At 70.4% G+C, this 26,500-nt stretch carries 25 protein-coding genes; 12 read left to right on the plus strand and 13 right to left on the minus strand.

The genetic code is table 11. The features are described 5' to 3' along the window. Positions 1-5: 5 nt before the first annotated feature. Positions 6-683: a response regulator transcription factor gene (locus ACLLJJ_RS13735; RefSeq protein ID WP_434590503.1), complete on the minus strand. Its 678-nt coding sequence runs from the start codon at positions 681-683 to the stop codon at positions 6-8. Between the two features lie 437 nt (positions 684-1,120). On the opposite strand from ACLLJJ_RS13735, the gene ACLLJJ_RS13740 reads away from it, so the two are divergent. After that, positions 1,121-2,611, plus strand: a complete 1,491-nt coding sequence (locus tag ACLLJJ_RS13740; protein WP_434590506.1) for an oligopeptide:H+ symporter — start codon at positions 1,121-1,123, stop codon at positions 2,609-2,611. A gap of 90 nt (positions 2,612-2,701) precedes the next feature. Here ACLLJJ_RS13740 and ACLLJJ_RS13745 read toward each other — a convergent pair whose 3' ends face one another. From ACLLJJ_RS13745 to ACLLJJ_RS13770, 6 genes are all read right to left on the minus strand, one after another. Further along, on the minus strand, positions 2,702-4,117 hold the full coding sequence (locus ACLLJJ_RS13745; protein ID WP_434590509.1) for a hypothetical protein: 1,416 nt from the start codon (positions 4,115-4,117) through the stop codon (positions 2,702-2,704). Between the two features lie 14 nt (positions 4,118-4,131). Next, positions 4,132-5,193, minus strand: a complete 1,062-nt coding sequence (locus ACLLJJ_RS13750; protein WP_434600406.1) for a hypothetical protein — start codon at positions 5,191-5,193, stop codon at positions 4,132-4,134. Between the two features lie 362 nt (positions 5,194-5,555). Further along, the gene (locus ACLLJJ_RS13755) at positions 5,556-6,605 is read right to left on the minus strand and encodes a COG1470 family protein (RefSeq protein WP_434590512.1); all 1,050 of its coding nucleotides are present in this window, start codon (positions 6,603-6,605) and stop codon (positions 5,556-5,558) included. A 101-nt stretch (positions 6,606-6,706) separates the two neighbouring features. Then, on the minus strand, positions 6,707-7,399 hold the full coding sequence (locus ACLLJJ_RS13760; protein WP_434590514.1) for a peptidase: 693 nt from the start codon (positions 7,397-7,399) through the stop codon (positions 6,707-6,709). Between the two features lie 243 nt (positions 7,400-7,642). Then, the gene (locus ACLLJJ_RS13765) at positions 7,643-8,134 is read right to left on the minus strand and encodes an ATP-binding protein (RefSeq protein WP_434590517.1); all 492 of its coding nucleotides are present in this window, start codon (positions 8,132-8,134) and stop codon (positions 7,643-7,645) included. Between the two features lie 204 nt (positions 8,135-8,338). Then, entirely contained in the window at positions 8,339-8,707 is a 369-nt protein-coding gene (locus ACLLJJ_RS13770) for an STAS domain-containing protein (RefSeq protein ID WP_434590519.1), read from the minus strand. A gap of 252 nt (positions 8,708-8,959) precedes the next feature. Between ACLLJJ_RS13770 and ACLLJJ_RS13775 the strand changes: the two genes are divergently transcribed. Beyond that, the gene (locus ACLLJJ_RS13775) at positions 8,960-9,856 is read left to right on the plus strand and encodes an RNA polymerase sigma factor SigF (protein WP_434590522.1); all 897 of its coding nucleotides are present in this window, start codon (positions 8,960-8,962) and stop codon (positions 9,854-9,856) included. A 249-nt stretch (positions 9,857-10,105) separates the two neighbouring features. On the opposite strand, the gene hutI is transcribed toward ACLLJJ_RS13775, so the two are convergent. From hutI to hutU, 4 genes are read right to left on the minus strand one after another with little or no spacing between them, the layout of a single operon-like run. Further along, on the minus strand, positions 10,106-11,281 hold the full coding sequence (gene hutI, locus ACLLJJ_RS13780) for an imidazolonepropionase (RefSeq protein ID WP_434590525.1): 1,176 nt from the start codon (positions 11,279-11,281) through the stop codon (positions 10,106-10,108). A gap of 35 nt (positions 11,282-11,316) precedes the next feature. Next, positions 11,317-12,660 (minus strand): formimidoylglutamate deiminase, encoded by a 1,344-nt coding sequence (locus tag ACLLJJ_RS13785; protein WP_434590528.1) that lies wholly within the window; start codon positions 12,658-12,660, stop codon positions 11,317-11,319. Beyond that, the gene (locus ACLLJJ_RS13790) at positions 12,651-13,841 is read right to left on the minus strand and encodes an allantoate amidohydrolase (protein ID WP_434600407.1); all 1,191 of its coding nucleotides are present in this window, start codon (positions 13,839-13,841) and stop codon (positions 12,651-12,653) included. Before ACLLJJ_RS13790 ends, ACLLJJ_RS13785 begins: the two co-directional genes overlap by 10 nt. A 59-nt stretch (positions 13,842-13,900) precedes the next feature. Next, positions 13,901-15,580: a urocanate hydratase gene (gene hutU / locus ACLLJJ_RS13795; protein WP_434590530.1), complete on the minus strand. Its 1,680-nt coding sequence runs from the start codon at positions 15,578-15,580 to the stop codon at positions 13,901-13,903. Between the two features lie 122 nt (positions 15,581-15,702). Here hutU and ACLLJJ_RS13800 point away from each other — a divergent pair, with 122 nt between their 5' ends. Next, positions 15,703-17,115 carry a diaminopimelate decarboxylase gene (locus tag ACLLJJ_RS13800; RefSeq protein ID WP_434590533.1) on the plus strand — a complete coding sequence of 471 codons (1,413 nt, stop codon included), beginning with the start codon at positions 15,703-15,705 and terminating at the stop codon, positions 17,113-17,115. Between the two features lie 74 nt (positions 17,116-17,189). Further along, complete coding sequence (locus tag ACLLJJ_RS13805) at positions 17,190-18,551, plus strand: APC family permease (RefSeq protein WP_434590535.1); 1,362 nt, start codon at positions 17,190-17,192, stop codon at positions 18,549-18,551. Between the two features lie 72 nt (positions 18,552-18,623). Here ACLLJJ_RS13805 and ACLLJJ_RS13810 read toward each other — a convergent pair whose 3' ends face one another. Next, positions 18,624-19,046, minus strand: coding sequence for an ATP-binding protein (locus ACLLJJ_RS13810; protein WP_434590537.1), 423 nt, complete (start codon positions 19,044-19,046; stop codon positions 18,624-18,626). 122 nt (positions 19,047-19,168) lie between these two features. On the opposite strand from ACLLJJ_RS13810, the gene ACLLJJ_RS13815 reads away from it, so the two are divergent. From ACLLJJ_RS13815 to ACLLJJ_RS13830, 4 genes are all read left to right on the plus strand, one after another. Further along, positions 19,169-20,038: a helix-turn-helix domain-containing protein gene (locus ACLLJJ_RS13815; RefSeq protein WP_434600408.1), complete on the plus strand. Its 870-nt coding sequence runs from the start codon at positions 19,169-19,171 to the stop codon at positions 20,036-20,038. Further along, positions 20,035-20,277, plus strand: a complete 243-nt coding sequence (locus tag ACLLJJ_RS13820) for a DUF397 domain-containing protein (RefSeq protein ID WP_434590539.1) — start codon at positions 20,035-20,037, stop codon at positions 20,275-20,277. Before ACLLJJ_RS13815 ends, ACLLJJ_RS13820 begins: the two co-directional genes overlap by 4 nt. A gap of 255 nt (positions 20,278-20,532) precedes the next feature. Beyond that, entirely contained in the window at positions 20,533-21,027 is a 495-nt protein-coding gene (locus ACLLJJ_RS13825; RefSeq protein ID WP_434590541.1) for a hypothetical protein, read from the plus strand. Continuing rightward, positions 20,981-21,400, plus strand: coding sequence for a hypothetical protein (locus tag ACLLJJ_RS13830; RefSeq protein WP_434590543.1), 420 nt, complete (start codon positions 20,981-20,983; stop codon positions 21,398-21,400). Before ACLLJJ_RS13825 ends, ACLLJJ_RS13830 begins: the two co-directional genes overlap by 47 nt. Positions 21,401-21,420: 20 nt before the next feature. Here ACLLJJ_RS13830 and ACLLJJ_RS13835 read toward each other — a convergent pair whose 3' ends face one another. Continuing rightward, positions 21,421-22,716, minus strand: a complete 1,296-nt coding sequence (locus ACLLJJ_RS13835; RefSeq protein WP_434590546.1) for a helix-turn-helix domain-containing protein — start codon at positions 22,714-22,716, stop codon at positions 21,421-21,423. Between the two features lie 216 nt (positions 22,717-22,932). On the opposite strand from ACLLJJ_RS13835, the gene rfbB reads away from it, so the two are divergent. From rfbB to ACLLJJ_RS13855, 4 genes are read left to right on the plus strand one after another with little or no spacing between them, the layout of a single operon-like run. Next, positions 22,933-23,958, plus strand: a complete 1,026-nt coding sequence (gene rfbB, locus ACLLJJ_RS13840) for a dTDP-glucose 4,6-dehydratase (RefSeq protein ID WP_434590548.1) — start codon at positions 22,933-22,935, stop codon at positions 23,956-23,958. Next, positions 23,948-24,934 carry an ATP-grasp domain-containing protein gene (locus ACLLJJ_RS13845; protein ID WP_434590551.1) on the plus strand — a complete coding sequence of 329 codons (987 nt, stop codon included), beginning with the start codon at positions 23,948-23,950 and terminating at the stop codon, positions 24,932-24,934. The genes rfbB and ACLLJJ_RS13845 overlap by 11 nt, the downstream gene beginning before the upstream one ends. Further along, positions 24,931-26,070, plus strand: coding sequence for a DegT/DnrJ/EryC1/StrS family aminotransferase (locus ACLLJJ_RS13850; protein WP_434590554.1), 1,140 nt, complete (start codon positions 24,931-24,933; stop codon positions 26,068-26,070). The genes ACLLJJ_RS13845 and ACLLJJ_RS13850 overlap by 4 nt, the downstream gene beginning before the upstream one ends. Continuing rightward, entirely contained in the window at positions 26,067-26,498 is a 432-nt protein-coding gene (locus ACLLJJ_RS13855; RefSeq protein ID WP_434590556.1) for a low molecular weight protein-tyrosine-phosphatase, read from the plus strand. Before ACLLJJ_RS13850 ends, ACLLJJ_RS13855 begins: the two co-directional genes overlap by 4 nt. Positions 26,499-26,500: the final 2 nt, after the last annotated feature.

A 26,500-nucleotide genomic window follows, 5' to 3' on the forward strand; every position in this document is an offset into this window, starting at 1 on the left:
GTACGTCAGCTCTTCTCGAAGCGGAAGCCGACGCCCCGCACGGTGGCGATGTAACGCGGGTTGGCGGCGTCGTCGCCCAGCTTCTTGCGGAGCCAGGAGATGTGCATGTCGAGGGTCTTGGTCGACGACCACCAGGTGGTGTCCCAGACCTCGCGCATCAGCTGATCGCGGGTGACGACCCGGCCGGCGTCCCGCACGAGGACCCGCAGCAGGTCGAATTCCTTGGCGGTGAGCTGGAGTTCCTCGTCGCCCATCCAGGCCCGGTGCGACTCGACGTCGATCCGTACGCCATGGGTGGCGGGCGGGGGGACGGGCTCGCTGGCGCCGCGCCGCAGGAGGGCCCGTACCCGGGCGAGCAGCTCGGCCAGCCGGAAGGGCTTGGTGACGTAGTCGTCGGCGCCGGCGTCCAGGCCGACCACGGTGTCCACCTCGTCGGCGCGCGCGGTCAGGACCAGGACGGGGATGGTGTGGCCTTCGGCGCGCAGTCGGCGGGCGACCTCCAGGCCGTCCATTCCGGGCAGCCCCAGGTCGAGCACGACGAGGTCGACTCCCCCTTGGAGGCCGGCGTCGAGCGCGGACGGTCCGTCCTCACGCACTTCGACCTCGTAGCCCTCCCGACGCAGGGCGCGGGCCAGCGGCTCCGAGATGGATGCGTCGTCCTCGGCGAGCAGTACACGGGTCATGGGCTGATGGTAGTCGTCGCGGGGTACCAGCTGTGGGCCGATCGCCGGTGGAACGTCCGTCCCTGTGGCTTCGGGATGTGATGCTGGTATTGCCCTTCGAATCAGCGCCAATGGTTCCAGTGTCGCCTGTGATTCATCTCTCAAGTCCTTCCATATGCTCCACTGTCGTGTCGTATGGTGTCGTGACGCCTTTAGCAGTACTAGGGGACCTTTTGGCTGTAGGCGCGCCAAAGGTCTCCCTTTCTGTGTGGGATGGGCACTGACCAGCCCCACGGCGGTGCACGACCTCAATGACCTGTGGGCCGGGCCCCCTTGCGCTGTGGCGCGGTGGGTGTGGATCCCGGTGCGGGCTCAGCTCCGTACCGGTGCCGGCCGCCCCCCACCGGGCGCGTACTCGCTCACGAGGCGGACGCGTCCCGAGCGAGCAAGGATCGACCATGGCGTCCAGCCTGACGAAGGACACCCCCAGGACTCCGGGGACGGAAAAGAGCTTCTTCGGCCACCCCCGCGGCCTGGCCACCCTCTTCATGACGGAGATGTGGGAGCGCTTCAGCTACTACGGCATGCGTGCGCTGCTGCCGCTGTACCTGATCGCCCCCAACGGCCTGAACATGAACGCAGGCACAGCGACGGCGATCTACTCGATCTACCTCGCGCTGGTCTACCTGCTCGCCATGCCCGGCGGTTGGTTCGGCGACCGCGTCTGGGGTCCCCGCAAGACGGTGGCCATAGCGAGCTTCGTGATCGTGGCCGGCCACCTGGCGCTGGCGCTGCCCTGGCAGGGCAGCTTCTTCGCCGGTCTCGGCCTGGTCGCCATCGGCTCGGGCATGCTGAAGTCCAACATCTCGACGATGGTGGGCCACTTGTACGACGGCCCGGACGACCCGCGTCGCGACGGCGGCTTCACCGTCTTCTACATGGGCATCAACCTGGGTGCCTTCATCGCTCCGCTGGTCATCGGCACCATCGGTGAGACGGTCAGCTGGCACCTGGGCTTCGCGATCGCCGCTGTCGGCATGGGCCTCGGCCTGGTCCAGTTCATGATGGGCACCCGCCACCTGAACGAGCGCAGCAGCGTCGTCCCGAAGCCGCTGACGGTCGCGGAGCGCAACAGCACGCTGGTCAAGTGCCTGATGGCCGCGGGCGTCATCGCCGTCTTCTACCTCGCTGTCTCGTTCTTCGCCGACATCACCGACAAGTGGATCCTGGTCCCGATCGCCGTCCTCGGCCTGATCATTCCGGTGGCGGTCCTCACGCGCATCAAGCGCGACAAGGACCTCAGCGACCTTGAGCAGTCGAAGATGTCCGGCTACATCTGGTTCTTCGTCGCCGCTGCCATCTTCTGGATGATCTACGACCAGGGCGGTTCGACCCTGTCGATCTTCGCCAAGTCCTCGGCCGAGAACAGCGTCTTCGGCTGGGACTTCCCGGTCTCCTGGTACCAGTCGGTCAACCCGGTCCTGATCATGGCCCTGGCCCCGGTCTTCGCCGCCCTCTGGCTGGCCCTGAACCGCACTGGCAAGGAACCGTCCACCATCGTGAAGTTCGCTTCCTCGCTGATGCTGGTGGGCGCGTCCTTCTTCGTCTTCCTGCTCCCGCTGGGCATCGCGTCCGACGGCCAGAAGGCCGCCGCGATGTGGCTGGTGGCGATCTACTTCGTGCAGACCGTCGCGGAGCTGTGCCTGTCCCCGGTCGGCCTGTCGGTCACCACGAAGATGGCGCCGGTGAAGTACGCCAGCCAGATGATGGGCGTCTGGTTCCTCGCGGTCACCGCGGGCGACTGCGTGATGACCCTGCTGGCGACCTACGGCGTCGGCCTCGACAGCACCGCTGTGGTCACCATGGAGGCCGTCGCGGCGCTCGGCGCCGGTGTCGCGATCTTCCTGTACCGCAAGAAGGTCCAGGCCCTGATGGGCGACGTGCGCTGACGTACGTCGCCGCCTGAACGCAGCACGGCCGAAGGGCCGTCGTACCGGGTCCATGGACCCGGTACGACGGCCCTTCGCGCTGCCATCAGCTCACCGGGCGCCCCGCAGCCGCCGCCACGGGGTGAAGGTGAACACCGCGCCGCCCAGCAAAATCACCGTGCCGGCGATCAGGCCCAGCGCGCGCAGGCCGCCGTTGTCCGAAGCACCGGTGTCGGCGAGGCCGCCGCCGGAGTCGGTGCCGCCACCGGAGGCCGTACCGCCCGCGCCACCCGCGCCCGCGGTGTCACCGCCGGACGCGGTGCCTCCTGAGGCGCCGCCCGGCTGGGCGGAGGTGTCGAGTTCGAGGGAGACGTTCGCCTCCCCCTTGACCGTGCACGGGATGCTGATCTTCTGGCCGCCCAGGGTGACGTCGATGGTCAGGGTGCCGGGACTGAGCGTCGACTTGCCGTTGGCGCCCGGCTTGTACGTCCCTGTCATGTCGGGCAGGTCGACCGGCTTGCCCTGTTCCAGCGGTTCCGGGTTCCCGGGGCCCGTCACGGAGACGCTGCCCTTGTCCGCGCCGCCGACGGTGATCGCCATGGAGGGCTTGAGCGCACCCGCGGGGAGCGCGGCCGGGCTGTCCATGACGCCCTTGGCCGTCTTGACGGTGAGGCCGTAACTGCCGCCGTCCTTCTTGGCGTTGATGGTCACCTTGCCGTTGATGCCCGCCGGGCCCGGCGACTTGCACGCGAAGGCGACCGCGACTTCCTTGCCCGGGAAGTCGCTCCCGCCGTCGCCACCGCCCGCCGTACCGCCGGAGGTTGTGCCGCCGCCCGAGTCACTGCCGCCGGACGTGGTACCGCCCGTGGTCGTACCGCCCGTGGTCGTACCGCCGGAGGTCGTACCACCCGTGGTCGTACCGCCGGAGGTCGTACCACCGGACGTTGTGCCGCCCGTCGTCGTACCGCCGGAGGTCGTGCCGCCCGTCGTACCGCCGCTGCCCTCGGTGACCTTGATGGTCGCTCCGGCCTTGACCGTTTCCTTCGGCGTGCACTTGGTGTCCGTCGAAATGGGCTTGCTGACGTTGGTGTTGTACGCGTCGGGCGTCAGCGTGACCTCGCCCGCCTTCTCCAGCTTCAGCTTGCCCTTCATCTCGGGGAGGATCATCGGACTGTTCTTGGGAATCGGCGGATTCTGTCGCGGCCCCTCCATCTTGAGGTCGCCGCTCGCCGCGCCGCCCACCTTGATCGTGCCGGTCGGCTTGACCGTGTCCTTTCCAAGATCGAGGACGTCCGGGTTCTTGGAGGCGGCCTCGACCGTCTTCCACACCACTTCCACCTCGTCGCCGACCTTGGCCTCGGCGGGGGCGGCGATCTCCACCCTGGTCGTGCCCTGGATGGGCGGCAGGCCGGATATGGGCGGGGGTATGCACTCGGTCTTGTACGAGACTTCGGCTGCTTGAGCGGGACTCGCCACCAGCAGGATTCCCGCACCGCCGAGCATCAGCGCGACGCCTGCCGCACTCATCCTCCGTTGCGTGCTCACAAATTTCCCTTCGTCGTCGGGCTGTTCCGGTCCGGTGCGGAGATCTGGGCGTGCGGCCCCGGTGTGCTGTCCGGGGTGAACCACGGCAGGACCGTGCCGGCGCCGGCCGTGGAGTCGGGGGGTGGGGGCGCGGCGGGATCGCGGCGCGGCGGTCTGCGGGACGCGCCCGATGTGCGCGCCCCGAGCGGTTTCAGGCCGGGAAGGCGCACCGTGCGGTGGCGGCCGGCGCGGCCCGCCGCCGTGCGCGGCCGTGCCTTGTCGACGGCCGCCATGCCGATCCGGAAGACGGCGGCCGGCACAACCACGCACAGCAGAAGCCAGAACAGCGTGATGCCCCAAGGCCGTCCGACGCCCCACGGCTGCTCGGCGAGCACCTTCTGCCCGTACTTCAGCGAGACGAGGTAGTCGCCGTGCGCGCCCGCGGCCAGCTGTACGTCCAGCTTCACCTGGGCCTTGCGGCCCGGCTGGATGGTGCCCCGCCACTGGCGTTGCTCCCACTGCGGGGCGAAGACACCATGCGAGGAGCCGATCCGGAAGACGGGGTCCTTGACCGGGTCGGTGCCGAGGTTGCCGACGGTGACCACGAGGGTGCGGGCGGCCGGGGCGCCGAACCAGGTGAGGAGGGAGCCCGAGCCGTCGAGCCTGGCCGCCGCGAGTACGGCGAGCCTGCCGCCCGCGCCCGGCTCCGGCAGCGGCCCGACGGGGTGCCCCGCGACCTTGAACGCGGCGTGGGCGAAGGCCCGTTCGCCGGTGACCGTGGCGACGTGCACCACGCACGGGCACGGTTCGGGCGGCTCGGACACCGGTATCTTCTTGCGGAACGCGCCCTTGGAGTCGGTGGTCACCGCGCGGCCGTCGGAGTTCGCACAGGAGTTGGTGCCGCCGATCACGCCTCGCTCGGGTGTCGCCCGGCCGCAGATCAGCATCATCAGCAGAGTGTCGGGACGCCAGCCCGAACCGCTGACGGAGATGTCGCCCCCCTTGCCCGCCTCTTCCTTGGAGAGCTTGACGGCGGGCTTCCCGTCCGCCGCGACCGAACCCGCGGTGCGCGGGAGCACGGCTGTCGCGGGCGCGGCAGCGGGCGCGGCAGCGGGCGCGGCAGCGGGCGCGGCAGCGGGCGCGGCAGCGGGCGCGGCAGCGGGCGCGGCAGCGGGCGCGGCAGCGGGCGCGGCAGCGGGCGCGGCAGCGGGCGCGGCAGCGGGCGCGGCAGCGGGCGCGGCAGCGGGCGCGGCCGACGAAGGTGCCACGGGCAACAGGACGAGTACGGGCAACAGGCCCAGCGCGAGCACCGCCGCCCAGCGGCGAACGGCCCGGTCGGGCCCGGATCGGCGCGTCCGGGGCTTCGATGGCACGGCGGGTGTGTGGCGTCGCGGGCCCCGCGGTAGGTGCCGCGCGGCGGTCACCTTGTCCGTACTGCTCCTCACGATCGCGCTCCCGCCCTCGCCAATTGCCTTTCCGTACCGGTCTCTTCGCGGCCCGCCGCCCCGGGACCGCCGTCGGCGTCCCCGTCGGCATCCGGCCCGGCGGTCTCCCGCCCCTGCCGTCGCCGACGTCGTATCAGCCGGGCCGCCGCGCCACCCGCCGCAAGGAGTAGGGCGCCCGCTCCGGCCACCGCGCTCCACGGCACGAAGTTCGTCACGGCCGAGGCCTCGCCGTGTGCGCCGCCCGCCGCGGTCACCGTCAGCCGCGCCTCGGCCCGGTCGAGCGTGGGGACGTCCGGCCAGGGCTCGGTCAGTTCGACGCGCTGACCCGGCAGCAACTCCACCGGCAGGGTGCGGGCGTCGCGCCGCAACAGCTCCCCGAAGAGGCCCCGCGCGCGCAGCGCGAGGCGCGGGGTGAGGGCGGTGTTGCCCCGGTTGACCAGCGCGTACCGGACGATCGCGGCGTCGCCCCGCGCACCGACCGTCACGTCCTCGACGGTGAGGGCTGCCAGCGTGGGCCCGCTGACCCGCAGATGGATCCGTACGCCCACCTCGCGGCCCCCGCCCGTGACGACGACGGCGCCGGGGTGGTCGCCGGGGGTCGCGCCCTGCGGCACCGTGACGGAGAAGGGGACCTCCGCGCGGGTGCGCGGCGGGATCCTCACCTCGTCCGTGGCGAGCGCGATCCACGCCCCGGTTCCGGTGGACCTCAGCTTTTCCCGTACGGCGAAGGCGCCGCCCCGCGCGTTGTACGCGTCGGCGCCGCGCAGCCGCACCGTGCGGGGCTCACTGCCGGGGTTGGCCAGCGACACCTTGTCCTGGAGGACGGTGCCGGCCGCGCCCTCCAGATAGAAGTACGGCCTGCCCTCGCCGCGCCCGTCTCCGCGCCCGCCGCTCGGCGCCGCCGTCCAGGCCGGCCCGCCGTCCGCCGCGGGTGCGGCGGGGGCGGTGGGCGCGGACAGCAGGACGGCACACAGCAGCGTCCCGGCGACGGAGCCGACGCGACCTGCGGGACGGGCACGGCGGCGGGCAAGGCAGAGCGACGGCATGGGCGGCTCCCAGCTCCCAGGAACGACGTACGGGCGGACCGCTCGGACGCACGGACGCGGACCGGCGGACAGGGCGGACAGGCAGGCGCGTACGGCTGGAATCAGCCCGTACGCCGCTGGCCGCGCCTGGTCAGCCACAGCACCCCGGCCGCTCCGCCGAGCAGCACCGTGCCGCCGAACGTGCCGAGGGCCGCCGCCGAGTCGAACGGCCCGGTCCTGGGCAGCTCGCCGGAGGCGGGCGGTGTGTCCTGCGACGTACCGCCCGTCGAATCGCCGCTGCCGCCGCCCGCGCCCTTGACGTCGATTTCCAGCGCCGGCTTGGGGCTGTTGGTCGGCGTGCAGGTGGTGGTCGTACCGAGCGCCTTGATGGTCAGGACGGAGGCCGTGAAGGTGACCTTGCCGCTCTTCTTCGGCGTGTACGTTCCGCTCAAGTCGCTGATTTTGATGGGGGAGTTGGCCGGAATGGCCGCCGCGTTCGGCGCACCCGACACCGCTACGGCGCCGCTCTCCGCACCGCCCGTCCTGATGACCGCGCTCGGGCTCATCGCTCCTTTGCCCAGCTCGACGGGGCTGGAGGAGACGCCCTTCTGGAAGGACATGGTGAGCTTGTAGCCACTGCCGCTCTTGACGCCCTTGATGTCGATCGGGGAGACGGCTCCCTTGTTCCCGATCGGCGTTTTGCACTGGTAGTTGACGTCCACGACGTCGGCATGGGCTGCGGGGGCGGCCAGCAGCACCACCGAGCCCGCAACCGCCGCTGCCAGCGCGAGAGTTGTCCGCTTCTGGTACGACACCTCAAGTTCCCCTTATGCCGGAATTTACCTGACGACACATCAGATCGGGCGCTCAAGGTACGCCTGGGGCCTTGCCGAGGGAAGACAAAGCGCACGCCGGATCGGCGTGCGCTGAATTGATTGCTAACCGCCGGTAACCCCGTGCGGTTGCTGGGCCGATGGCCCTGGGCGGCCGGCCGGCGGGCCGGGCGGGCCCTCGCTAAGGGCTTGCCGGGAATCAACGTGTTGCTTCCCGGCAAGCCCTTAGGCGGGAGCGGCCAGTTCCGCCCAGACCGTCTTGCCGGGGCTCTCGGAGTGGCGTACGACGCCCCAGTCCACGCAGAGCCGCTGAACGATGAACATGCCGTGCCCACCGGGCCGGCCGGCCCGGTGCGGGGTGCGGGGAGCCGGCTGGCCCCCGCTGCGGTCGATCACTTCGAGCCGCAGCACTTTGCCGTCGCACGCGACGCGCAGCGCCTCGGGGCCCTCGGCATGCAGACAGGCATTGGTGACCAGCTCGGAGACGACCAGCAGGACATCCTCGGCGGCGGCCCGGCGGTCGGCGTTCGCCGCGGGGAGCCAGCCCCAGTCGTACAGCGCCTGGCGGGTGAAATCACGGGCGAGCGGAACTATCCCGCTGGCACTGCTCAACGCCAGCGAGCGTAGCCGCCCGGCGGCGGACACGGCAGAGGCGGAGCCGGGGCTTTCCGGCTCTGAGCCGAAGTCGCCCGGCGGTGGATGCCGGGTGGTGCTCATCAGCGCTTCACCTCACCGATTCGCCAATTCATCAGGTACTCAACAGGGGTACGGCGGAGGCTTCCGCAGCCTCCGGGATTCGGCAGTCAGAGATCTCCTGCCCTGCCGGGGCGTGAGAACACCCACTTTTCTCCGCGAGAAACACGTGACACTGGTAACTCGCTGGGTACTGCGGGCAACGAGGGAAGGGCGCAGGGCCCGGACTCAGTCCTCCAGCGCGGCTTCGAGGGACTCGTGCACCGTAAAGACAGCCTCTGCCCCGGTGATCTCGAAGACTCTGGCCACCACCGGCTGCATCGCCGCCAGATGGACTCCCCCTCCGGCCGCTTCGGCCTTGAGGCGAGCACCGAGCAGCACATTGAGCCCGGTGGAGTCACAGAAGTCGAGCGATGAACAGTCGACGATCAGGCGCGTACGCCCGCCCTCCAGAGCATTCTCCAGGGGCTCACGCAGCAGCTCGGCGGTGTGGTGATCCAGCTCACCCGCCGGTGTAACGATCTCGCTCTGTCCTTCGGTCCGAACGGCGACCCGGAGTCGACCCCGGTTCGCACTGCCGACCGTCCCGCGATCCATGCCCGCTCGTCTCTTTTCGCAGTCGTGGCTGATGTTGAACGTCACAGAACCCTACGCCTTCTCCACGTCGGCCGGTACCCGAACACCCATACAACGTGGGCGTATTAGGACATACCGGACTTGCAACTCCAGGTCAAGACCGGGTAGGCCTAGTAGGGACACAACCAGCACGATCGGCTTGGAGGCGCCGCACACCCCACAAGCAGATGTATTGGCATCGGCAGCCACATGCCGAGAACGATGGAGGAGACCATGTCACCCCGGCTCGACGAACCGCGAACGCCCAGCGCGCCCCCCGCGCCGTCGACTACCCCGTCCGAGCAGATCGACACCGGAATCGAGGGCCTCGAAGGGCTTCCGGACATCCCGCCGTACGCCGAGGTGGGGCCACTGGACGCCAGGGCCCTGTCGAAGACGCTGTTCAAGCGTCTCGAATCCCTCGAAGAGGGAACGCACGACTACTCATACGTCCGCAACACCCTGGTCGAGCTGAACCTGGCCCTGGTCAAGTTCGCGGCTTCCCGGTTCCGCTCCCGCAGCGAACCGATGGAAGACATCATCCAGGTCGGCACCATCGGCCTGATCAAGGCGATCGACCGCTTCGAGCTCAGCCGCGGCGTCGAGTTCCCGACCTTCGCGATGCCGACCATCGTGGGCGAGATCAAGCGCTTCTTCCGTGACACGTCCTGGTCGGTGCGCGTCCCGCGGCGCCTCCAGGAACTGCGCCTGGACCTCGCCAAGGCCGGTGACGAACTCGCTCAGCAGCTCGACCGCTCGCCGACCGTGGCCGAGCTCGCCGAGCGCCTCGGCATCACGAACGAAGAAGTCGTCGAGGGCATGGCCGCGAGCAACGCGTACACCGCGAGCTCGCTGGACGCCCAGCCCGAGGAGGACGACTCCGAGGGCGCGCTGGCCGACCGGATCGGCTACGAGGACAACGGCCTGGAGGGCATCGAGTACGTCGAGTCCCTGAAGCCGCTGATCGCGGGTCTGCCGTCGCGCGACCGCAAGATCCTCTCGCTGCGCTTCGTCGCGAACATGACGCAGTCGGAGATCGGCGAAGAGCTCGGCATCTCGCAGATGCACGTCTCGCGGCTGCTGTCGCGGACGCTGAGCAAGCTGCGGAAGGGCCTGACCGTCGAGGAATGAGCACGGCCGTGGTGCGCCGACGTGGCCGCGTCGGCTGAACGAGGGTCTGTCCCGGGGGGTATCCGGGGCAGGCCCTCGCGCATGTTCTGTCCCGTACCCCGGAAAACGGGGTTCATGAGGGACGGAGGTCCTGGGATGTGGGGGCGAAGGTCGGGGCGGGTGGTGGGTGTGGGTGGGTGGCCGGTGCGGGTTGCCTGCGGCGCTGTCCCCTACCCGGGGAAAGCCCGCCGCAGGCGCCCCCACCCCCGCTCAGACCCGCCGCTCGCCGCCCCGCCACACCGCGGACACCAGCGGAACCCCCGGCCGGTAGGCCAGGTGTACGTGGGACGGCGCGTCCAGCAGCACCAGGTCCGCCCGCGCCCCGGGGCTGATCCGCCCGACATCCGTTCGCCGCAGCGCGACCGCGCCCCCCGCCGTGGCCGCCCAGAGCGCCTCGTCCGGAGTCATCCCCATGTCCCGTACCGCCAGGGCGATGCAGAAGGACATCGAGCTGGTGAACGACGAGCCGGGGTTGCAGTCGGTGGAGAGCGCGACGGTGGCGCCGGCGTCCAGGACGCGCCGCGCGTCGGGCCACGCGGCCCGCGTCGAGAACTCCGCGCCCGGCAGCAGCGTCGCGACGGTGGAGCTGTTCGCGAGCGCGTCGACGTCCGCGTCGGTGAGGTGGGTGCAGTGGTCGGCGGACGCGGCGTCCAGCTCGACGGCGAGCTGCACCCCGGGACCGTACGAGAGCTGGTTGGCGTGGATGCGCGGGTGCAGCCCCTTCGCCCGGCCCGCGGTCAGGATCGCCCGCGCCTGGTCGCCGTCGAAGGCGCCCTTCTCGCAGAAGACGTCGATCCACCGCGCGTGCGGCGCGCACGCGTCGAGCATCTCGCCGGTGACCAGGGCGACATACGCCGCCGGGTCGTCGGCGAGCTCGGGCGCCACGATGTGCGCGCCGAGGTAGGTGACCTCGTCGGTGTGGGTGGCTGCGATGCGCAGGGCGCGGGCCTCGTCGGCCGTGGTCAGGCCGTAGCCGGACTTGGTTTCGAGGGTGGTCGTGCCCTGGCGGAGCGCCTCGGCGAGGTACTTCGCGACGTTGGCGCTCAGCTCCTCGTCGCTGGCGGCGCGCGTCGCGGCGACCGTGGTGCGGATGCCGCCCGCGGAGTAGGCGCGGCCCGACATCCGGGCGTTGAACTCCTGGGTGCGGTCGCCCGCGAAGACCAGGTGGGAGTGGGAGTCGACGAAGCCGGGGATCGCGGCCCGGCCGGCGGCGTCGACCGTGTTGTCAGTGGCGGGTGCTTTGCTTGATTCACCGACCCAGCCGATGCGGTCGCCGTCGATGACGACGGCCGCGTCCTGGATCAGGCCCAGGGGGGATCCGTCACCGAGGGAGGGGTCGTTGGTGACCAGACTGGCGATGTGGGTGATGGCGGTGGTCGTCGTCATCGTGGAAGTGCTCACTTTCAGCCGTGTGCGGCGGGTCAGCCGTGTGCGGCGCGTACGGCGGCGATGGACTCGGTCAGAGCTGCCGGGACGTCGGGGACCAGGGCGTGCGCTCCGTCGCGCACCACATGGCGGCCGTCCACGACCGTGTGACGGATGTCCGCGGCCGACGCCGCGAATACGGCCGTCTCGGCGCCCAGGCGGGGCAGCGGGCCCGCTGTCCTGACCGAGTCCAGCGCGATCGTCGTGAGGTCGGCGAGCGAGCCCGTCTCGATGGTGCCCGCGCCGTGCCAGCCCAGCGCCGAGTGGCCGTCGGCCGAGGCGGCGCGCAGCAGGGCCGCCGCCGTCCAGTGGCCTCGGGTGCGCGAACGCAGGCGTTCGTTCAGCTCCATCGCGCGCGCCTCTTCGAGCAGGTCGATCACGGCGTGGCTGTCGCTGCCCAGGGACAGCGGGGAGCCCGCGCGCTGGAGGCGGGCCGCGGGGCCGATGCCGTCGGCCAGGTCGCGTTCCGTCGTGGGGCACATGCAGGTGCCGGTGGACGTGGAGCCGATGAGGGCGATGTCCTCGTCGGTGAGGTGGGTGTTGTGGACGCCGGTGGTGCGCGGGCCGAGCACCCCGTGGTCGGCGAGCAGTTGGGTCGGGGTGCGGCCGTGGGCGGCCTGGCAGGCGTCATTCTCGGCGGTCTGCTCGGACAGGTGCACATGCAGCGGGGCCTCGCGCTCCCGCGCCCATTCCGCGACCGTCGCGAGCTGGTCGGCGGGCACGGCCCGTACGGAATGGATGGCCGCGCCGATGCGGACGTGGTCACTGTCCTTGAGGAGGGAGGCGCGCTCGGCCCAGGCCGCGGCCGTGCCGTCGGAGAAGCGCTGCTGGTGCTGGTTGGGACGCTCGCCGAAGCCGGCGGACAGATAGGCGGTGTCGAGGAGGGTGATGCGGATGCCCGCCTCGGCGGCGGCAGCGGTCAGGGCCTCGCCCATCGCGTTCGGGTCGTCGTAGGGCGTACCGCCGGGCGTGTGATGGAGGTAGTGGAATTCGCCGACGGAGGTGATGCCGGCCAGCGCCATCTCGGCGTACACGGCGCGGGCGAGTGCGAAGTAGGTGTCGGGGTTGAGCCGGGAGGCGACGCCGTACATGACCTCGCGCCAGGTCCAGAAGGTGCCGGAGCCGACCTGGACCGTGGAGCGCAGGGCGCGGTGGAAGGCGTGCGAGTGGGCGTTGGACAGGCCCGGCAGGGTCAGGCCGCGCAGGACCGTGGCGCCGGGCGGTGGGGCGTGCACGTCCCGGCGGACGGCGGTGATCCGTCCGTCGGTCACGTCCAGGGCGACGCCCGGCTCGACGAAGGTGTCGAGCCAGGCGTTCTCCAGCCAGTAGGTCACCTGCACGCGAGACCCTCCAGTACGTCGGCGAGCGCGACGACCCCCGCGACGCAGTCGTCCTCGGCGGCGTTCTCGGCCGGGGAGTGCGAGATGCCCGTGGGGTTCCGTACGAACAGCATGGCGGTCGGGGCCGAAGCGGACAAAATGCCCGCGTCGTGTCCGGCGCCCGTGCCGAGGACGGGGATGGCGCCGCCGAGCAGTGCGCCGAGCTCGTCGCGCAGGGCGTGCTCGAACTCGACCACGGGGGTGAAGGACTCCCGGGTGATGCGCAGGTCGATGCCGTCGCGCTCGGCGTGCTCGTGGGCCGCGGCCTCGATGCCGGCGATGACGGTGTCGAGAGTGCCCTGGTCGGCGGCGCGGGAGTCGAGCCAGCCACGGACGAGGGAGGGGATGGCGTTGACCCCGTTCGGCTCCACGGCGATCTTGCCGAAGGTGGCCAGGGCGCCCGCGAGACGTGCCTGCTGCCGGGCCGCGAGGACGGTCGCGGCGTACGTGAGCATCGGGTCGCGGCGGTCGTCCAGACGGGTGGTGCCCGCGTGGTTGGCCTCGCCCTGGAAGTCGAACCGCCAGCGGCCGTGCGGCCAGATGGCGGAGGCGATGCCGACCGGGTCGCCGGACAGGTCCAGCGCCCTGCCCTGCTCGACGTGCAGTTCGACGAACGCGCCGATCCGGGCGAGGCGCTCCGGGTCGGGGCCGATGGTGCCCGGGTCGTACCCGGCGCGTTCCATGGCCTCCGGGAGGCTCACGCCGTCGGCGTCGCGCAGCTCGTGCGCCTTGTCGACGGTGAGCTGTCCGGCGGCGAGCCGGGACCCGACGCAGGCGAGTCCGAAGCGGGCGCCTTCCTCGTCACCGAAGTTGGTGATGGCCAGGGGCCGGGTGAACTCCGCTCCCCTGCGGCGGAGTTCGTCGAGGGCGGCGAAGGAGGACACGACGCCGAGCGGCCCGTCGAAGGCGCCGCCGTCCGGGACGGAGTCCAGGTGGGAGCCGGTGACGACGGCGTCTCCCGCGAGGGGGTCGCCGAGCCAGGCCCACTGGTTGCCGTTGCGGTCGAGCTCGAAGGCGAGACCGCGCGCCTCGGCCTGCGCCTTGAACCAGGCCCGGCAGTCGGTGTCGGCGGCGGTCCAGGCGTAGCGGCGGTAGCCGCCGCTGCCGGGGTGGCGGCCGATGGGCTGGAGGTCCCGCCACATCTCGTGGAAGGACGCCCCGGCGGCGGTGTCCGTGGGATCGGTGAGGGGTTGGCTCTTGGTCACGCCTGGTCGCCCTCGCGCATCGGGATGCGGACGCCGCGCTCGGCGGCGACCGTCTCCGCGGTCTCGTAGCCCGCGTCGACGTGCCGGATGACGCCCATGCCCGGGTCGTTCGTCAGGACGCGGCGGAGCTTCTCGCCCGCGAGCTCGGTGCCGTCGGCGACCGAGACCTGGCCGGCGTGGATGGAGCGGCCCATGCCGACGCCGCCGCCGTGGTGGATGGAGACCCAGGACGCGCCGGACGCCACATTGACCATGGCGTTCAGGAGCGGCCAGTCGGCGATCGCGTCGGAGCCGTCCTTCATGGCCTCGGTCTCGCGGTACGGGGACGCCACCGAGCCGCAGTCGAGGTGGTCGCGGCCGATGGCGAGCGGGGCGGCGAGGGTGCCGTCGGCGACCATGTCGTTGAAGAGCGCCCCGGCCTTGTCGCGCTCGCCCTGGCCGAGCCAGCAGATGCGGGCGGGCAGGCCCTGGAACTGGACGCGCTCGCCGGCCATCTTGATCCAGCGGTGCAGCGAGGCGTTCTGCGCGGAGTCGTCCTTGGGGAAGAGCTTGAGGAGCGCCTGGTCCGTCTTGTGGATGTCCGACGCCTCGCCGGAGAGGGCCGCCCAGCGGAACGGGCCCCTGCCCTCGCAGAAGAGCGGGCGGATGTACGCGGGGACGAAGCCCGGAAAGTCGAACGCCCGGTCGTAGCCCGCCAGTCGGGCCTCGCCGCGGATCGAGTTCCCGTAGTCGAAGACCTCGGCGCCGGCGTCCATGAAGCCGACCATGGCCTCGACGTGCCTGGCCATGGACTCGCGGGCGCGCAGGGTGAAGTCGGCGGGCTTCTCGGTGGCGTACGCCTCCATGTCGTCGAAGTCCATGCCCAGCGGCAGGTAGGCGAGCGGGTCGTGCGCGGAGGTCTGGTCGGTCACGATGTCGATCGGGGCGCCTTCGGCGAGCATCCGCGGCAGCAGCTCGGCGGCGTTGCCGAGGAGGCCGATGGAGAGCGGCTTGCGGGCGTCGCGGGCCTCGACGGCGAGCTGGAGCGCGTGCTCCAGGTTGTCGGCCTTGACGTCCAGGTAGCGGTGCTCGATGCGGCGGTCGATGGCGCGCGGGTCGACGTCGATACAGATGGCGACGCCGTCGTTCATGGTCACGGCGAGCGGCTGGGCGCCGCCCATGCCGCCCAGGCCCGCGGTCAGCGTGATGGTGCCCGCGAGGGTGCCGTTGAACTTCTTGGCGGCGACGGCGGCGAAGGTCTCGTACGTGCCCTGGAGGATGCCCTGGGTGCCGATGTAGATCCACGATCCGGCGGTCATCTGGCCGTACATGGTGAGCCCGAGCTGCTCCAGGCGCCGGAACTCCTCCCAGTTGGCCCAGTCGCCGACCAGGTTGGAGTTGGCGATGAGCACGCGCGGCGCCCACTCGTGGGTCTGCATCACGCCGACCGGGCGCCCGGACTGGACGAGCATCGTCTCGTCCTGCTTCAGGGTCGTCAGGGTGCGCACCATCGCGTCGAAAGAGCGCCAGTCCCGGGCCGCCTTGCCCGTGCCGCCGTAGACGACGAGCTTGTCGGGGTGCTCGGCGACCTCGGGGTCGAGGTTGTTCTGGAGCATGCGCAGGGCGGCTTCCTGCTGCCATCCCAGGGCGCTCAGCTCCGTACCGCGCGGCGCCCGTACGGGTCGGGGTCCTGACATGGTGTGTGCCTCCTCGCGTGACGACTATTGCATTGTCTATTCACATCCTGACCAGGTGAATAGAACTAGTCAATACACCCGCCCCTCCGCGTCGCGGCGCGGCGGATGGTTGGCTGGATCACATGCCTTCGGAGAACGGCCCGGACACGAGCCCCACCATCGTCATCCCATCCCCCGTCGACACCGGCCCCGGCGCGGCCCTCAGCCCCGCCGACCGGCGCGAGCAGGCCGTACGGGCCGCGGTCGAGCAGGGCATCACCGGCCCCGGCCACCCCGTCGTGGGCCTGCTCGACATCACCGGCATCCGCACCGCCGCCGCCGCGCTGCGCGCCGCCTTCGCCGAGGTCACCCCGCCCGGCACCCCGGTCCTGCACGCCTTCGCCGTGAAGGCGACACCGCTGGTCCCCGTCCTACGGCTGCTGTACGAGCACGGGGGCATCGGCGCCGAGGTGGCGAGCCCCGGCGAGCTGGCCCTGGCCCGCGCCGCCGGCGTCCGCCCGGAACACACCGTCCTGGACTCCCCCGCCAAGACCCCCGCCGAGCTGCGCGAGGCACTGGCCCTGGGCATCGCGGTCAACGCGGACAACGCCCAGGAGCTCGCGCGCATCGACGCCATGACCCGATCCGCCCCCACCACCTCCCCCATCGGCCTGCGCGTCAACGCGCAGATCGGCGGCGGCTCCATCGGCGCGCTGTCCACCGCCACCGCCACCTCGAAGTTCGGGGTGGCGCTGCGTGATCCCGGCGCCCGCGAATGGGTCGTCCGCGCCTATCTGGACCGCCCCTGGATGACCCGGCTGCACACCCACTCCGGCTCGCAGGGCCTGCCGCTGGAGCTGATGGCCCGGGGTGTGGCGGCGGCCTACGCGCTCGCCGAGGAGATCAACACGGCGGCGGGCCGGCAGCAGATCGACACCGTCGACATCGGCGGCGGCCTGCCGGTGAATCTGCTGTCCGACGCCGAGACCCCAACCTTCGCCGACTACGCCCGGCTGCTGAAGGAGCAGGTCCCCGGTCTGCTCGACGGGCGCTACGGCCTGGTCACCGAGTTCGGCCGCTCACTGCTCGCCAAGCAGGGCACCGTACTGACCCGCGTCGAGTACGCGAAGACCTCCGGGGGCCGCCCCATCGCCCTGACCCACGCGGGCGTCCAGATCGCGACGCGCACCGTCTACGACCCCGTCTCCTGGCCGCTGCGCATCGCCGCGTACGACGCGAGGGGCCGCCCCAAGCCGGGCCCGGCCGTCGCCCAGGACGTGGCGGGACCGGCCTGCTTCGCGGGCGACCTGCTCGCCGAGAACCGCCCGCTCCCGCTCCTCGAACAGGGCGATCACGTGGCGGCGCTGGACACCGGCGCGTACTACCTGGCCGCGCACTACACGTACAACAGCCTTGCCCGGCCCGGCATTTACGGCTTCACCGTCACCCCCGGCGGGGTGCGCTTCAGCGTTGTGAGGACACCGCAGACCCTCGACGAGATCGTCGCCGAGTCCGGTGGGGCGCAGCCCGACGCGCTCCTGCGGCGTTACATCTGACACCACCCGCACGGGCACGCATCACACGCGCCCCACCGGGCAGAACCATCGCAATCGATCTCGGGGGAGGTTCCATGTCCGCAACCGACACCACGCCCACCGCCGGCCCACCCGCCGACGGGTCACCGCTCAAGCGCGTCCTGGGCCCCAGGCTGCTGCTGCTTTTCGTGATCGGCGACATCCTGGGCACCGGCATCTACGCCACGACCGGCAAGGTGGCGGGGAAGGTCGGCGGCGCCCTGTGGCTGCCGTTCGCGATCGGTTTTGTCGTGGCGATCCTGACGGCGGCGTCCTATGTCGAGCTGGTCGGCAAGTACCCGAAGGCGGCCGGCGCCGCGCTCTATACCCAGAAGGCGTTCAAGGTCCCGTACTTCACCTTCATCATCGCCTTCATGGTGATGTGCTCGGGCCTGTCGTCGGCGAGCGCCGCGGCCCGCGCCTTCAGCGGCGACTATCTGGCGGAGTTCACCGACGCCGTACCGCCGACCCTCGTCGCGATCCTGTTCATCCTCGCCCTCGCGGCGCTCAATCTGCGCGGCGTCTCGGAGTCCGTGAAGACCAATGTGGTCCTGACGGTCGTCGAGCTGAGCGGTCTGCTGGTGATCCTGGTGATCGGCGCGTACGCCGTCATGTCGGGCGACGGGGACGCGTCGCGGCTCGGCGAGTTCGAGGCGAGCGGCACCGGTTTCGCCCTGATGACGAGCGTGCTCGGCGCCACCGCGCTCGGGTTCTTCGCGTTCGTGGGCTTCGAGGACTCGGTCAACATGGCCGAGGAGACCAAGGACCCGCAGCGCACCTTCCCCCGCGCGATCTTCATCGGGGTCGCGGTCACCGGCACCATCTATGTGCTGGTCGCCCTGATCTCCTCGCTGCTGGTCGACAGCAAGACGCTGTCCGGCTCCAGCGGCCCGCTCCTGGAAGTGGTCAAGGCGGGCGGCATCGACTTCCCGCCCAAGCTCTTCGCGCTGATCGCGCTGTTCGCCGTGACCAACTCCGCGCTGATCAACATCATGATGGCCTCGCGGCTCTGCTACGGCATGGCGAACGAACGTATCCTGCCGCGCGCCATGGGCCGCGTTCTGTCCGGACGCCGTACGCCCATCGTCGGCATCGTCTTCGTCTCGCTGCTCGCGGTCGGCCTGGTGTCGACGGGCGAGATCGAGGGCCTCGGCGACACCACGTCGTTCCTGCTGCTGTGTGTCTTCGCCGTGGTGAACGTGGCCGTGCTGGTCCTGCGAAAGGACCGGGTGGAGCACAAGCACTTCCGTACGCCGACGGTCCTTCCCGTGCTCGGCGCGATCACCGCCCTGATCCTGGCCAGCCCCCTCGCGGACCGGCCGGCGGACGTCTACATCCGGGCGGGCGTGCTGCTGGTGATCGGCATCGGCCTGTGGGCGCTCAACAAGGCGGTGATGAGGACGCGCGGCGAGGAGTGAGGCGGGGCGCTGTTGTTGTGACCGGTTCGCCTTGCGCCAGGGCGGAACGAGGACGGTGGCCTTCGCTGTCGCTCACCGCACGCTGATGTCCGCCCACACCACCTTGCCGACGTCACGTCCCGTCACACCCCAGGCCTCCGCCAGCGCCTCCACCAGCAGCAGCCCGCGTCCGCCCTCCTCGACGCCGTCCTGCGGTACGCGCGGTCGCGGCCGGCGCTCGCCCCGGGCGTCCGCGACTTCGATACGGACCCGGTCCCCCCGGAGCAGTACGAGCCGCAGCTCGAAGTCCCGTCCCGGTACATGCCCGTGCGTCACCGCGTTCGCGGCCAGCTCGGCGACGATCTGGGCGGCGGTGTCAGAGGGAGTGGTACCGAACGGCACACCCCACGCGTCGAGCTGGTGGAGGGCGAGCATCCGCGCCAGCCGCGCACCCCGGCGGGTGGAGCTGAAGCGCTGGACGAACTCGGCTGCGACAGAGGTGATTTCGGCATTCATGTGACAGAGCGTGGCCGCCCGACCTTACCCTGACCAGGAGTAACGGTTGGACGCTGGGTAACTGTACGGATACGGACGGCATGCTGTACGGCACGTCGGCCGTGACCGGGAGGGCGGTACGGATGACGGACCCCGAGAACCAGGAAGCTCGCCCCGAGCTGCCCTCCGAGGCGGACGGGACCGCGCACCTGTTCCGCGCGATCGGCAAACAGATCAAGGTGCTCCGCGACAACCTCGCCATGAGCCAGAAGGAGTTGGCGGCGGCCACACACTGCGGCCTCGACCTCGTCTCCGCGATGGAACGGGGCGTACGGACACCGCAGCCCGAGTTCCTGGAAGTCGCGGACGACGCGCTGAAGGCGGGCGGAGTACTGCGGGCGGCGATCCCGGACGTACGGGAGGCGCAGGCGAGGTCGCGTACGCGGCACCCGGACTGGTACCGGAATTACGCGAAGCTGGAGGCGGAGGCGGTTGAGCTGCACCACTACACAAATCACGTCGTGCACGGCCTGCTCCAGACCGAGGACTACGCCAGGGCCATCTTCTCCCAGCGCCGTCCGCTGTTGAGCGAAGAAACGGTCGACAAGCGGGTGACCGACCGGCTGGCCCGCCAACAGATTCTTGAGCAATGGCCTTCCCCGACCCTCAGCTACGTTATGGAGGAGGCCGTATTACACCGCCCGATCGGCGGGCGGGCCGTCCACCAGGGACAGTTGCGGCAGCTCCTACGGCTGGGTCGGCTCCGGACGGTAGAAATCCAGGTAATGCCCACGGCACTTGAGGAACACTCAAGCCTGGACGGGTCGTTCACCTTGCTGACCCCCAAAGGCCGCCAGCAGGTGTCGTACACCGAGGTCTACGGGCATCCACGGTTGATCACGGACGGGGAAGAAGTCCGCGCATTCGCCGACCGCTATGGGATCATCCGGGCTCAGGCTCGTACGCCACGCGACTCGCTGGAACTGATCGAGAAGATGCTGGGAGATCAATGAACACCGAAGAGCTCACTTGGTTCAAGTCCAGCTACAGCACTGGTGAAGGCGGCGAATGCCTCGAAGTCGCCCACCACTGGCGCAAGTCCACCCGCAGCGGCGGCGAGGGCTGCGAGTGCGTCGAGGTGGCCGCGCACCCCACCACCATCCACATCCGCGACTCCAAGGTCACCGAAGGCCCACAGCTCGCGGTCGCCCCCGGGCCCTGGGCCACGTTCGTCTCGTACGCCCGCGCCTGACCCGCACGGCGCGCAGTGCCCTCACCCGTTGAACACCGGTGGGGGCATTTCGCTGTCTATATGCGGAAGTTGCTGGGGGTGATGTACGGTGACCGCGACATCACGCTTCGTGTTCACCTGAACGCGGGGCGGTCCCCGGCGGTGCTACGAACACCATCCGAGGACCTTCACCATCGAGGACAAGAGAGATCCCCGAGGATGCTCCGGCATGCTATCGCGCCCCTTCGGCGCTACACGAAGGCTTCCCACGACGTGGTGCAACACCCCCGTCTCAACAGCGACGCCAAGATTCTCCTGGTGTACGTGCAGGGGCTCCCCGAGGGCTCGACCACCAGGCCCCTCAGCGCGCACGCCGAACGCCTCGGCATCAAGGGCCGGGCGTATCAGAAGGTCAAGCAACTCCTCACCGCCTGCGGCTTCTTGCACGAGTGGCGTCACCAGGACGAGCGGGGCCGGTGGGTCACCGACCAGCTCCTCGCCAACGTCCATCTCACCCCCGAGGCGGCGACGGGCATCCGCGACGGCGACGTACCGAGTACGCACATGCGGACGGTCGGTGAACCGACGTGTCGGGTGGTCGGTGGTTATCCACCCGCAGACAAGAACGGGGAGAAGAACACTCCCCACCCGCCCACCCAAGCGCACGGGCCCGAAGAGTCACCGGAACCGGCACTGGACCCCCGAACGCACCGCCGCAGAGCACGTGTTGCTGTCGCTTCGGCACACCCGCCGCGAACTGCACCTGGGTGAGGTCGAGGCGCGCACGCTCTCCGAGAAGGCCGCCGACTGGCTGCGCAGAGGCATCAGCCCGGCGGACCTGCACCACGCCCTGACCAGCGCACTCCCGCCGAGCGGCGTACGTACCGCAGTCGGGTTCCTGCGGCACCGGCTGACCGAGAAGATGCCGGAGGTACCGCAGGAGCGCGCGGCCTCCGTACCCCGGCCGCCCGACGCGCCCCCACCCCGACACCTCTCCACCTGCGAGGGCCCCGGCCCGGAGCACGTCTTCCGGCCGCTGGTCGACGAGACGCACTGCGGGCCGTGCCGCCAGGAACAGGCGTGGGAGACCCACCACACGAAGCACCCATCCCGCGCACCTGAAGCGGGAGCCGTTCCGGCGTAGCTTCGGGCGGACACGCGCGTTCAGGCAGCCAACGCCCCGGTACGAACAGCGAACTCCCGCAGTCCGTCCACGCGCGCGGGCCCGTACAGCAGATCCGACGTCAGCGCCCGCAGGGCGGGCCTCCGTACCTCTTGCGGCGCTTCCTGTTCCACATGCCGCAGCGCAGCGAAGGTTCGACGCCCATCGCCCAGGGCGTGCCACATGCGGGCGGTGTCCGTCCAGGCCCGGGCCCTGCGCTCAGGCGAAGACATGAAGCCGATGTTCAGCCCGGCCGCGATCCTCACCCCCTCATCCGGCGTTCCGAGCACGTTGAGGACGCCGATGCGGTAGACGTCGACCTGGGCCCTGGTTGCCTCCACGGTGAACAGCCCCGAGACCTCGGGCAGACGCTCGACGTCTCCCTCTACCTCATCGAGCAGGGCCAGCGCCGCCGAACGGTTTCCGCCGGAAGCCGCCGAGTACGCGGCGGTCAGTAGCAGCGTGGCCCGTACGGCTGCAGTGCGTTCTTCGCCAGAGTCCAAGTCAGCCGCCTCACGGGTGAGGAGGTGGACTGCGGATGCCCACCTGCCGGAGCGACGCATCGTGATCGCCAACACTCGGGAAGCCTCCCCGACCGGCACCGGTGTCCCGCTGGCCCGCGCGGCGGAAAGCGCCCGGTCAGCAGCGACCCACGCCGCCTCAGAATGCTGCTTGGCAGCCAGTTCCGCCGTCAATACGTAGGCCCGGGCCAGTACTGCGGACGCGTGTTGTCGCGCCCGACCGGTCGCAGCATCCCGGGTCGCCTCTGCGGCACCGAGCAGACCCGGCAGTGTATGACCGAGATCGGTGTAGCGGGCCGCGCGGAAGGCCCGTCGCGCCAGGGCCGTCCGGGTAGTGAGGAGCGACAGCGGCACCGGCTCGGCAGCCGGAAGCCGGAACAGGACGTCTTCCAGGCCGGCAGCCGGGCGTCCGGACGCGGCAGCCGACGCCGTACCCACTCCTACGATGGACGTCGCCCCAGCGGCAAGCGCCCCGGTCAGCAGTTCCCTACGACGCACCGCATCCTCCTCGTCCATCGGCCACCCGACCGCCACCGTAGCGACCGCCGGCCGATTCGGCCCAGCGGAACCGCGCAGGCGCTCGGGTGGGATGCCCAATGCCTCGGCCATGCGCACCACGGCCGAGCAGTCCGGCCGCAGCTTGTTGGACTCAATCCGGGAAATCGCCGAGGCCGAGTAGCCGCACCTCGTGCCCAACTGCGCCTGCGTAAGCCTGGCCGAACCGCGGGCTCCGCGGATGACGGCGCCGAAGTCTTCCGATTCCATGGTCTGACCCATAGGTGTCTCCTGCGCGCCGACGGGAGGCATGACGCTAGCGCCGTTCCCTGACGGGGCGATAGGGCGCGCGGAGGCACACCGTGTGCCGGTTCGGCACACCGTGTGCGGAACCGCCCGCAGTCACTGCCGCCAAGCCAGCAGCACCGCCACGGTGGTCCCTGCAGACGGGCGGCGTAACCAGCCGTTTCGCTGCTCGCACTCCTATCGGAGGCAATCGTGAAGTTGCTCGTTACAGGCGGCGCCGGATTCATCGGCTCACACTTCGTCAAGCGCATCCTGCGCGCGGACGACGTGGCCGAGGTGATCGTGCTCGATGCCCTCACCTACGCGGGGCACATGGAGAACCTGGGTGAGGCGTTCCTCAACCCGAAGCTGCGGTTCGTCCACGGGAACATCCTCGACGCCGACCTCGTGGACGAATTGATGCGGGAGAGCACGGCAGTCGTCCACTTCGCCGCAGAGTCCCACGTGGACCGGTCGCTCTTCGCCGTCGGCGCCTTCCTGTCCACGAACGTGCTCGGCACACAGACCCTCGCGGACGCCGCCATGCGTCACGAGATCCAGCGCTTCGTGCACGTCTCAACCGATGAGGTTTACGGCCCGCTCGCAGAGGGGTCCGCCACGGAAGACAACCCGCTCCGCCCCACCGTCCCTTACGCCGCGTCGAAAGCTGCCAGTGATGTCGTAGCGCTGAGCTACTTCCACACCTACGGCGTCCCGGTGTGCGTCACGCGCAGCTCGAACAACTACGGGCCGTACCAGCACCCCGAGAAGATCATCCCCCTGTTCTCCACCCGACTCCTCCGAGGCCGGCCGGTGACGCTCCACGGCCAGGGCCAACATGTACGCAACTGGCTGCACGTCGAGGACAACTGCGCGGGGATCGAGCTGGTGTTGCGCGGCGGCACCTCCGGCGAGGTCTACAACATCGGCGGCGGTACGGACTTCACCGGCAGGGAACTGACCGATGTCCTTCTGCGCATGTGCGGCGCCGGGTGGGACTCAGTCACGCATGTACCCGACCGGCGGTCGAACGACATTCGGTACTCCATGGTCTGGGAGAAGATCGCCGACAGCCTCGGCTACCAGCCCACCCGGGACTTCGAGGAAGGGCTCGCCGAGACCGTGGAGTGGTACCGGCGCAATCCCGACCGATGGGCTCCGCTGATGCGCGACTCGCACGCGCCAGTGCCTAACGCAGAGATCGCCGCACCGACCCCGGAGGCCCCTCGTGTCCACTGAATTCACGACGCAAGCGCCGCGCATCCTCGTGACTGGCGTCGGAGGGGCCCCCGGCTTCGATCTCGCCCGGAGCCTGATCAGGCTTGGCTGCCACGTCATCGCCACAGACTCCAGCCAACACGCTCCGGGCCTCCTCCTGCCGGAAGTCACCCCGCGCATCACAACGCCGGCCAATCAGGCGGGGTACCGCGCCGGTCTGCTGCGCCTCTGCGCCGAACTTCGGCCGGACGCGGTCCTGTCGAACGTTGAGCAGGAGCTTCCCCAACTCGTCACGCTGAGCTACCCCTTGGCCGATCTCGGCGTGACGGCGTGGCTGCCTGACGCCGCGGCGGTCGAAGCTTGCACTGACAAGGCCGCGTTCCACACGGCGCTCGCCAAGCACGACCTCCCCACGCCGCGAACCGTCCGGCCGGACGAGATCGACCGGCTCACCGACGGTCACGGGCTGGTCGTCAAACCGCGACGCGGGCAGGGCGCACAGAACGTGTACGTCTGCCGGACCCGGGAGCAGGCACGGGTGCTGTGCGAGCTTGTGCCCGACCCGATCATTCAAGAGCGGGTCGCCGGAGCAGAGTTCACCGCAGACTGTCTGGTCGACCGGGCCGGCCGGGCGTCAGTGATCCTGCGGTACAGGCTGCTGGTCAAGGGCGGGCTCGCCATGGTCAGCCGCACGTTCCACGACCAGGAAACCGAGGAACGCGTCAGGGCAACTCTGGTGGCCGTCGGCGCAGCCGGGGCGTGCTGCGCTCAGGGCTTCATCACCGAGGGCGGCCCGAACCGTGTGGTCATGACCGAGGTGAACGCCCGGGTCGCTGGCGGCTTCCTCGCCGCCGAGGCGGCTGGCGCTGACTATGTCGGCCAGCTCATGGCCGGCCTGTTCCAGAAGCACGTCGACCACAACCGGCTCCAGTACCGGGCGGACGTGTGCCTGACCAAGTACACCGAGACCCTGCGGACCGAGGAGGCGCGGCGATGACAACACCCACAGTGGCGGGCACGATCCACCACGCGCGCCCCTTCCTCTACGGTCCCGAAGAGGCCGCGCTCTGCGAGGCGCTGCGCAGCGGGCACTACGGACACACGGAGGTCACCGACCAGTTCGAAACCGCGGTGGCCGAGTTCCTCGGCGTCTCCAGCACGGTCGCGGTCGCTTCAGGCACGTCTGCACTGCATGTCGCCCTACTCGCCGCCGGTGTCGGCCCGGGCCACGAGGTGATCGTGCCGTCCCTCACCTTCTGCGCGACCGTCCAGGCGATTCTGGCCACGGGAGCCCGGCCCCGGTTTGTCGAGGTAAGCCCCCGGACTCTGTGCGTCAACGCCAGTCAGGTGCTCAATGCCATCACGCCGGACACCAGCGCGGTCATGCCTGTGCTGTACGGCGGCCGGGCGGTCGACCTCACCGACGTCCAACCGTTGCTCACCAAGCGCGGCATCACCATCATTGAGGACGCCGCCCACGCGTTCGGGTCCTGTGCCGGAACGCGGCGCGTCGGCGCCACGGGTGCACTGACCTGCTTCTCCTTCGGGCCGATCAAGAACCTCACGTGTGGACAGGGCGGCATGATCGTTCCGCGAACCCCGGAGGAGGCCGACACCTGTCGGCGACTGCGCGGCCTGGGCATCGTGCAGCCCGCGGCATGGCGCGCGGAGACAACTTCCTACACCGTGGGCGGGTTCGGCCTGCGGGTCCAGATGTCGTCTCTCAACGCGGCGATCGGCAGCGTCCAACTCGCCCGCTTCCCCGAGGCCGAGGCCAAGCGCCGCGCGCTCTGGCGAGCGTATGCCGACGCCCTGCACGAGGTGGACGGCGTCACCGTGGTCGACGTCGACGTGGAACGCACCGTGCCCCACCTCTGCGCGGTGCGGGTACATGCCGAGCGCGACCGGGTGTTCCGAGAGCTACGCGCACGGGGCATCGGGGTGGGCACGCACTACCCGCCCAACCACCTGCAACCAGCCTTCTCCCCCTGGCACCGGCCATTGCCGGTAACCGAACAGATCGGCCGGGAGATCATGACCCTGCCCTTCCACCAGCACATGGCGCAGACCGACGTCGAACGCGCCGTCGCTGAGCTAAGGCAAATCCTCACCGCGACGGGATCGGCCCAATGACTACCCGGGCCCGGCGCATCCTGACTGTGTGCCTCGGCAATCACTGCCGCTCACCCCTCGCGTCCGTCGTCCTCGCCCAGATGGGCGGGGCCGGGGTCGAAGTGCGGTCCGCCGGCACCCGGGACAAGTGGGTCGGAAAGCCCGCCCACGCCGTCATGGTCACCGCTGCGGCAGCTCACGGCTACGACCTGAGCACCCATCTCGGAACACACATCAGCCCCGGCCTGCTGGACTGGGCGGATGTCGTGCTTGCCATGGATGACGACAACCTCACAGTCCTCCAGGAGTTGGCCGACGAGCGCGCCGCGCGGAAACTCGGCCTCTACCTGGGCGACCGGGACGTCCCGGACCCGTGGGGCAAGGACGCCGACGCGTTCGCCGCCGTCGTCACCCTCATTAAGGACGGCGCCCCCCAGCACCTCCCATAGCC

The organism is Streptomyces sp. A5-4 (assembly GCF_051131715.1).
Classification (GTDB): Bacteria; Actinomycetota; Actinomycetes; order Streptomycetales; family Streptomycetaceae; genus Streptomyces.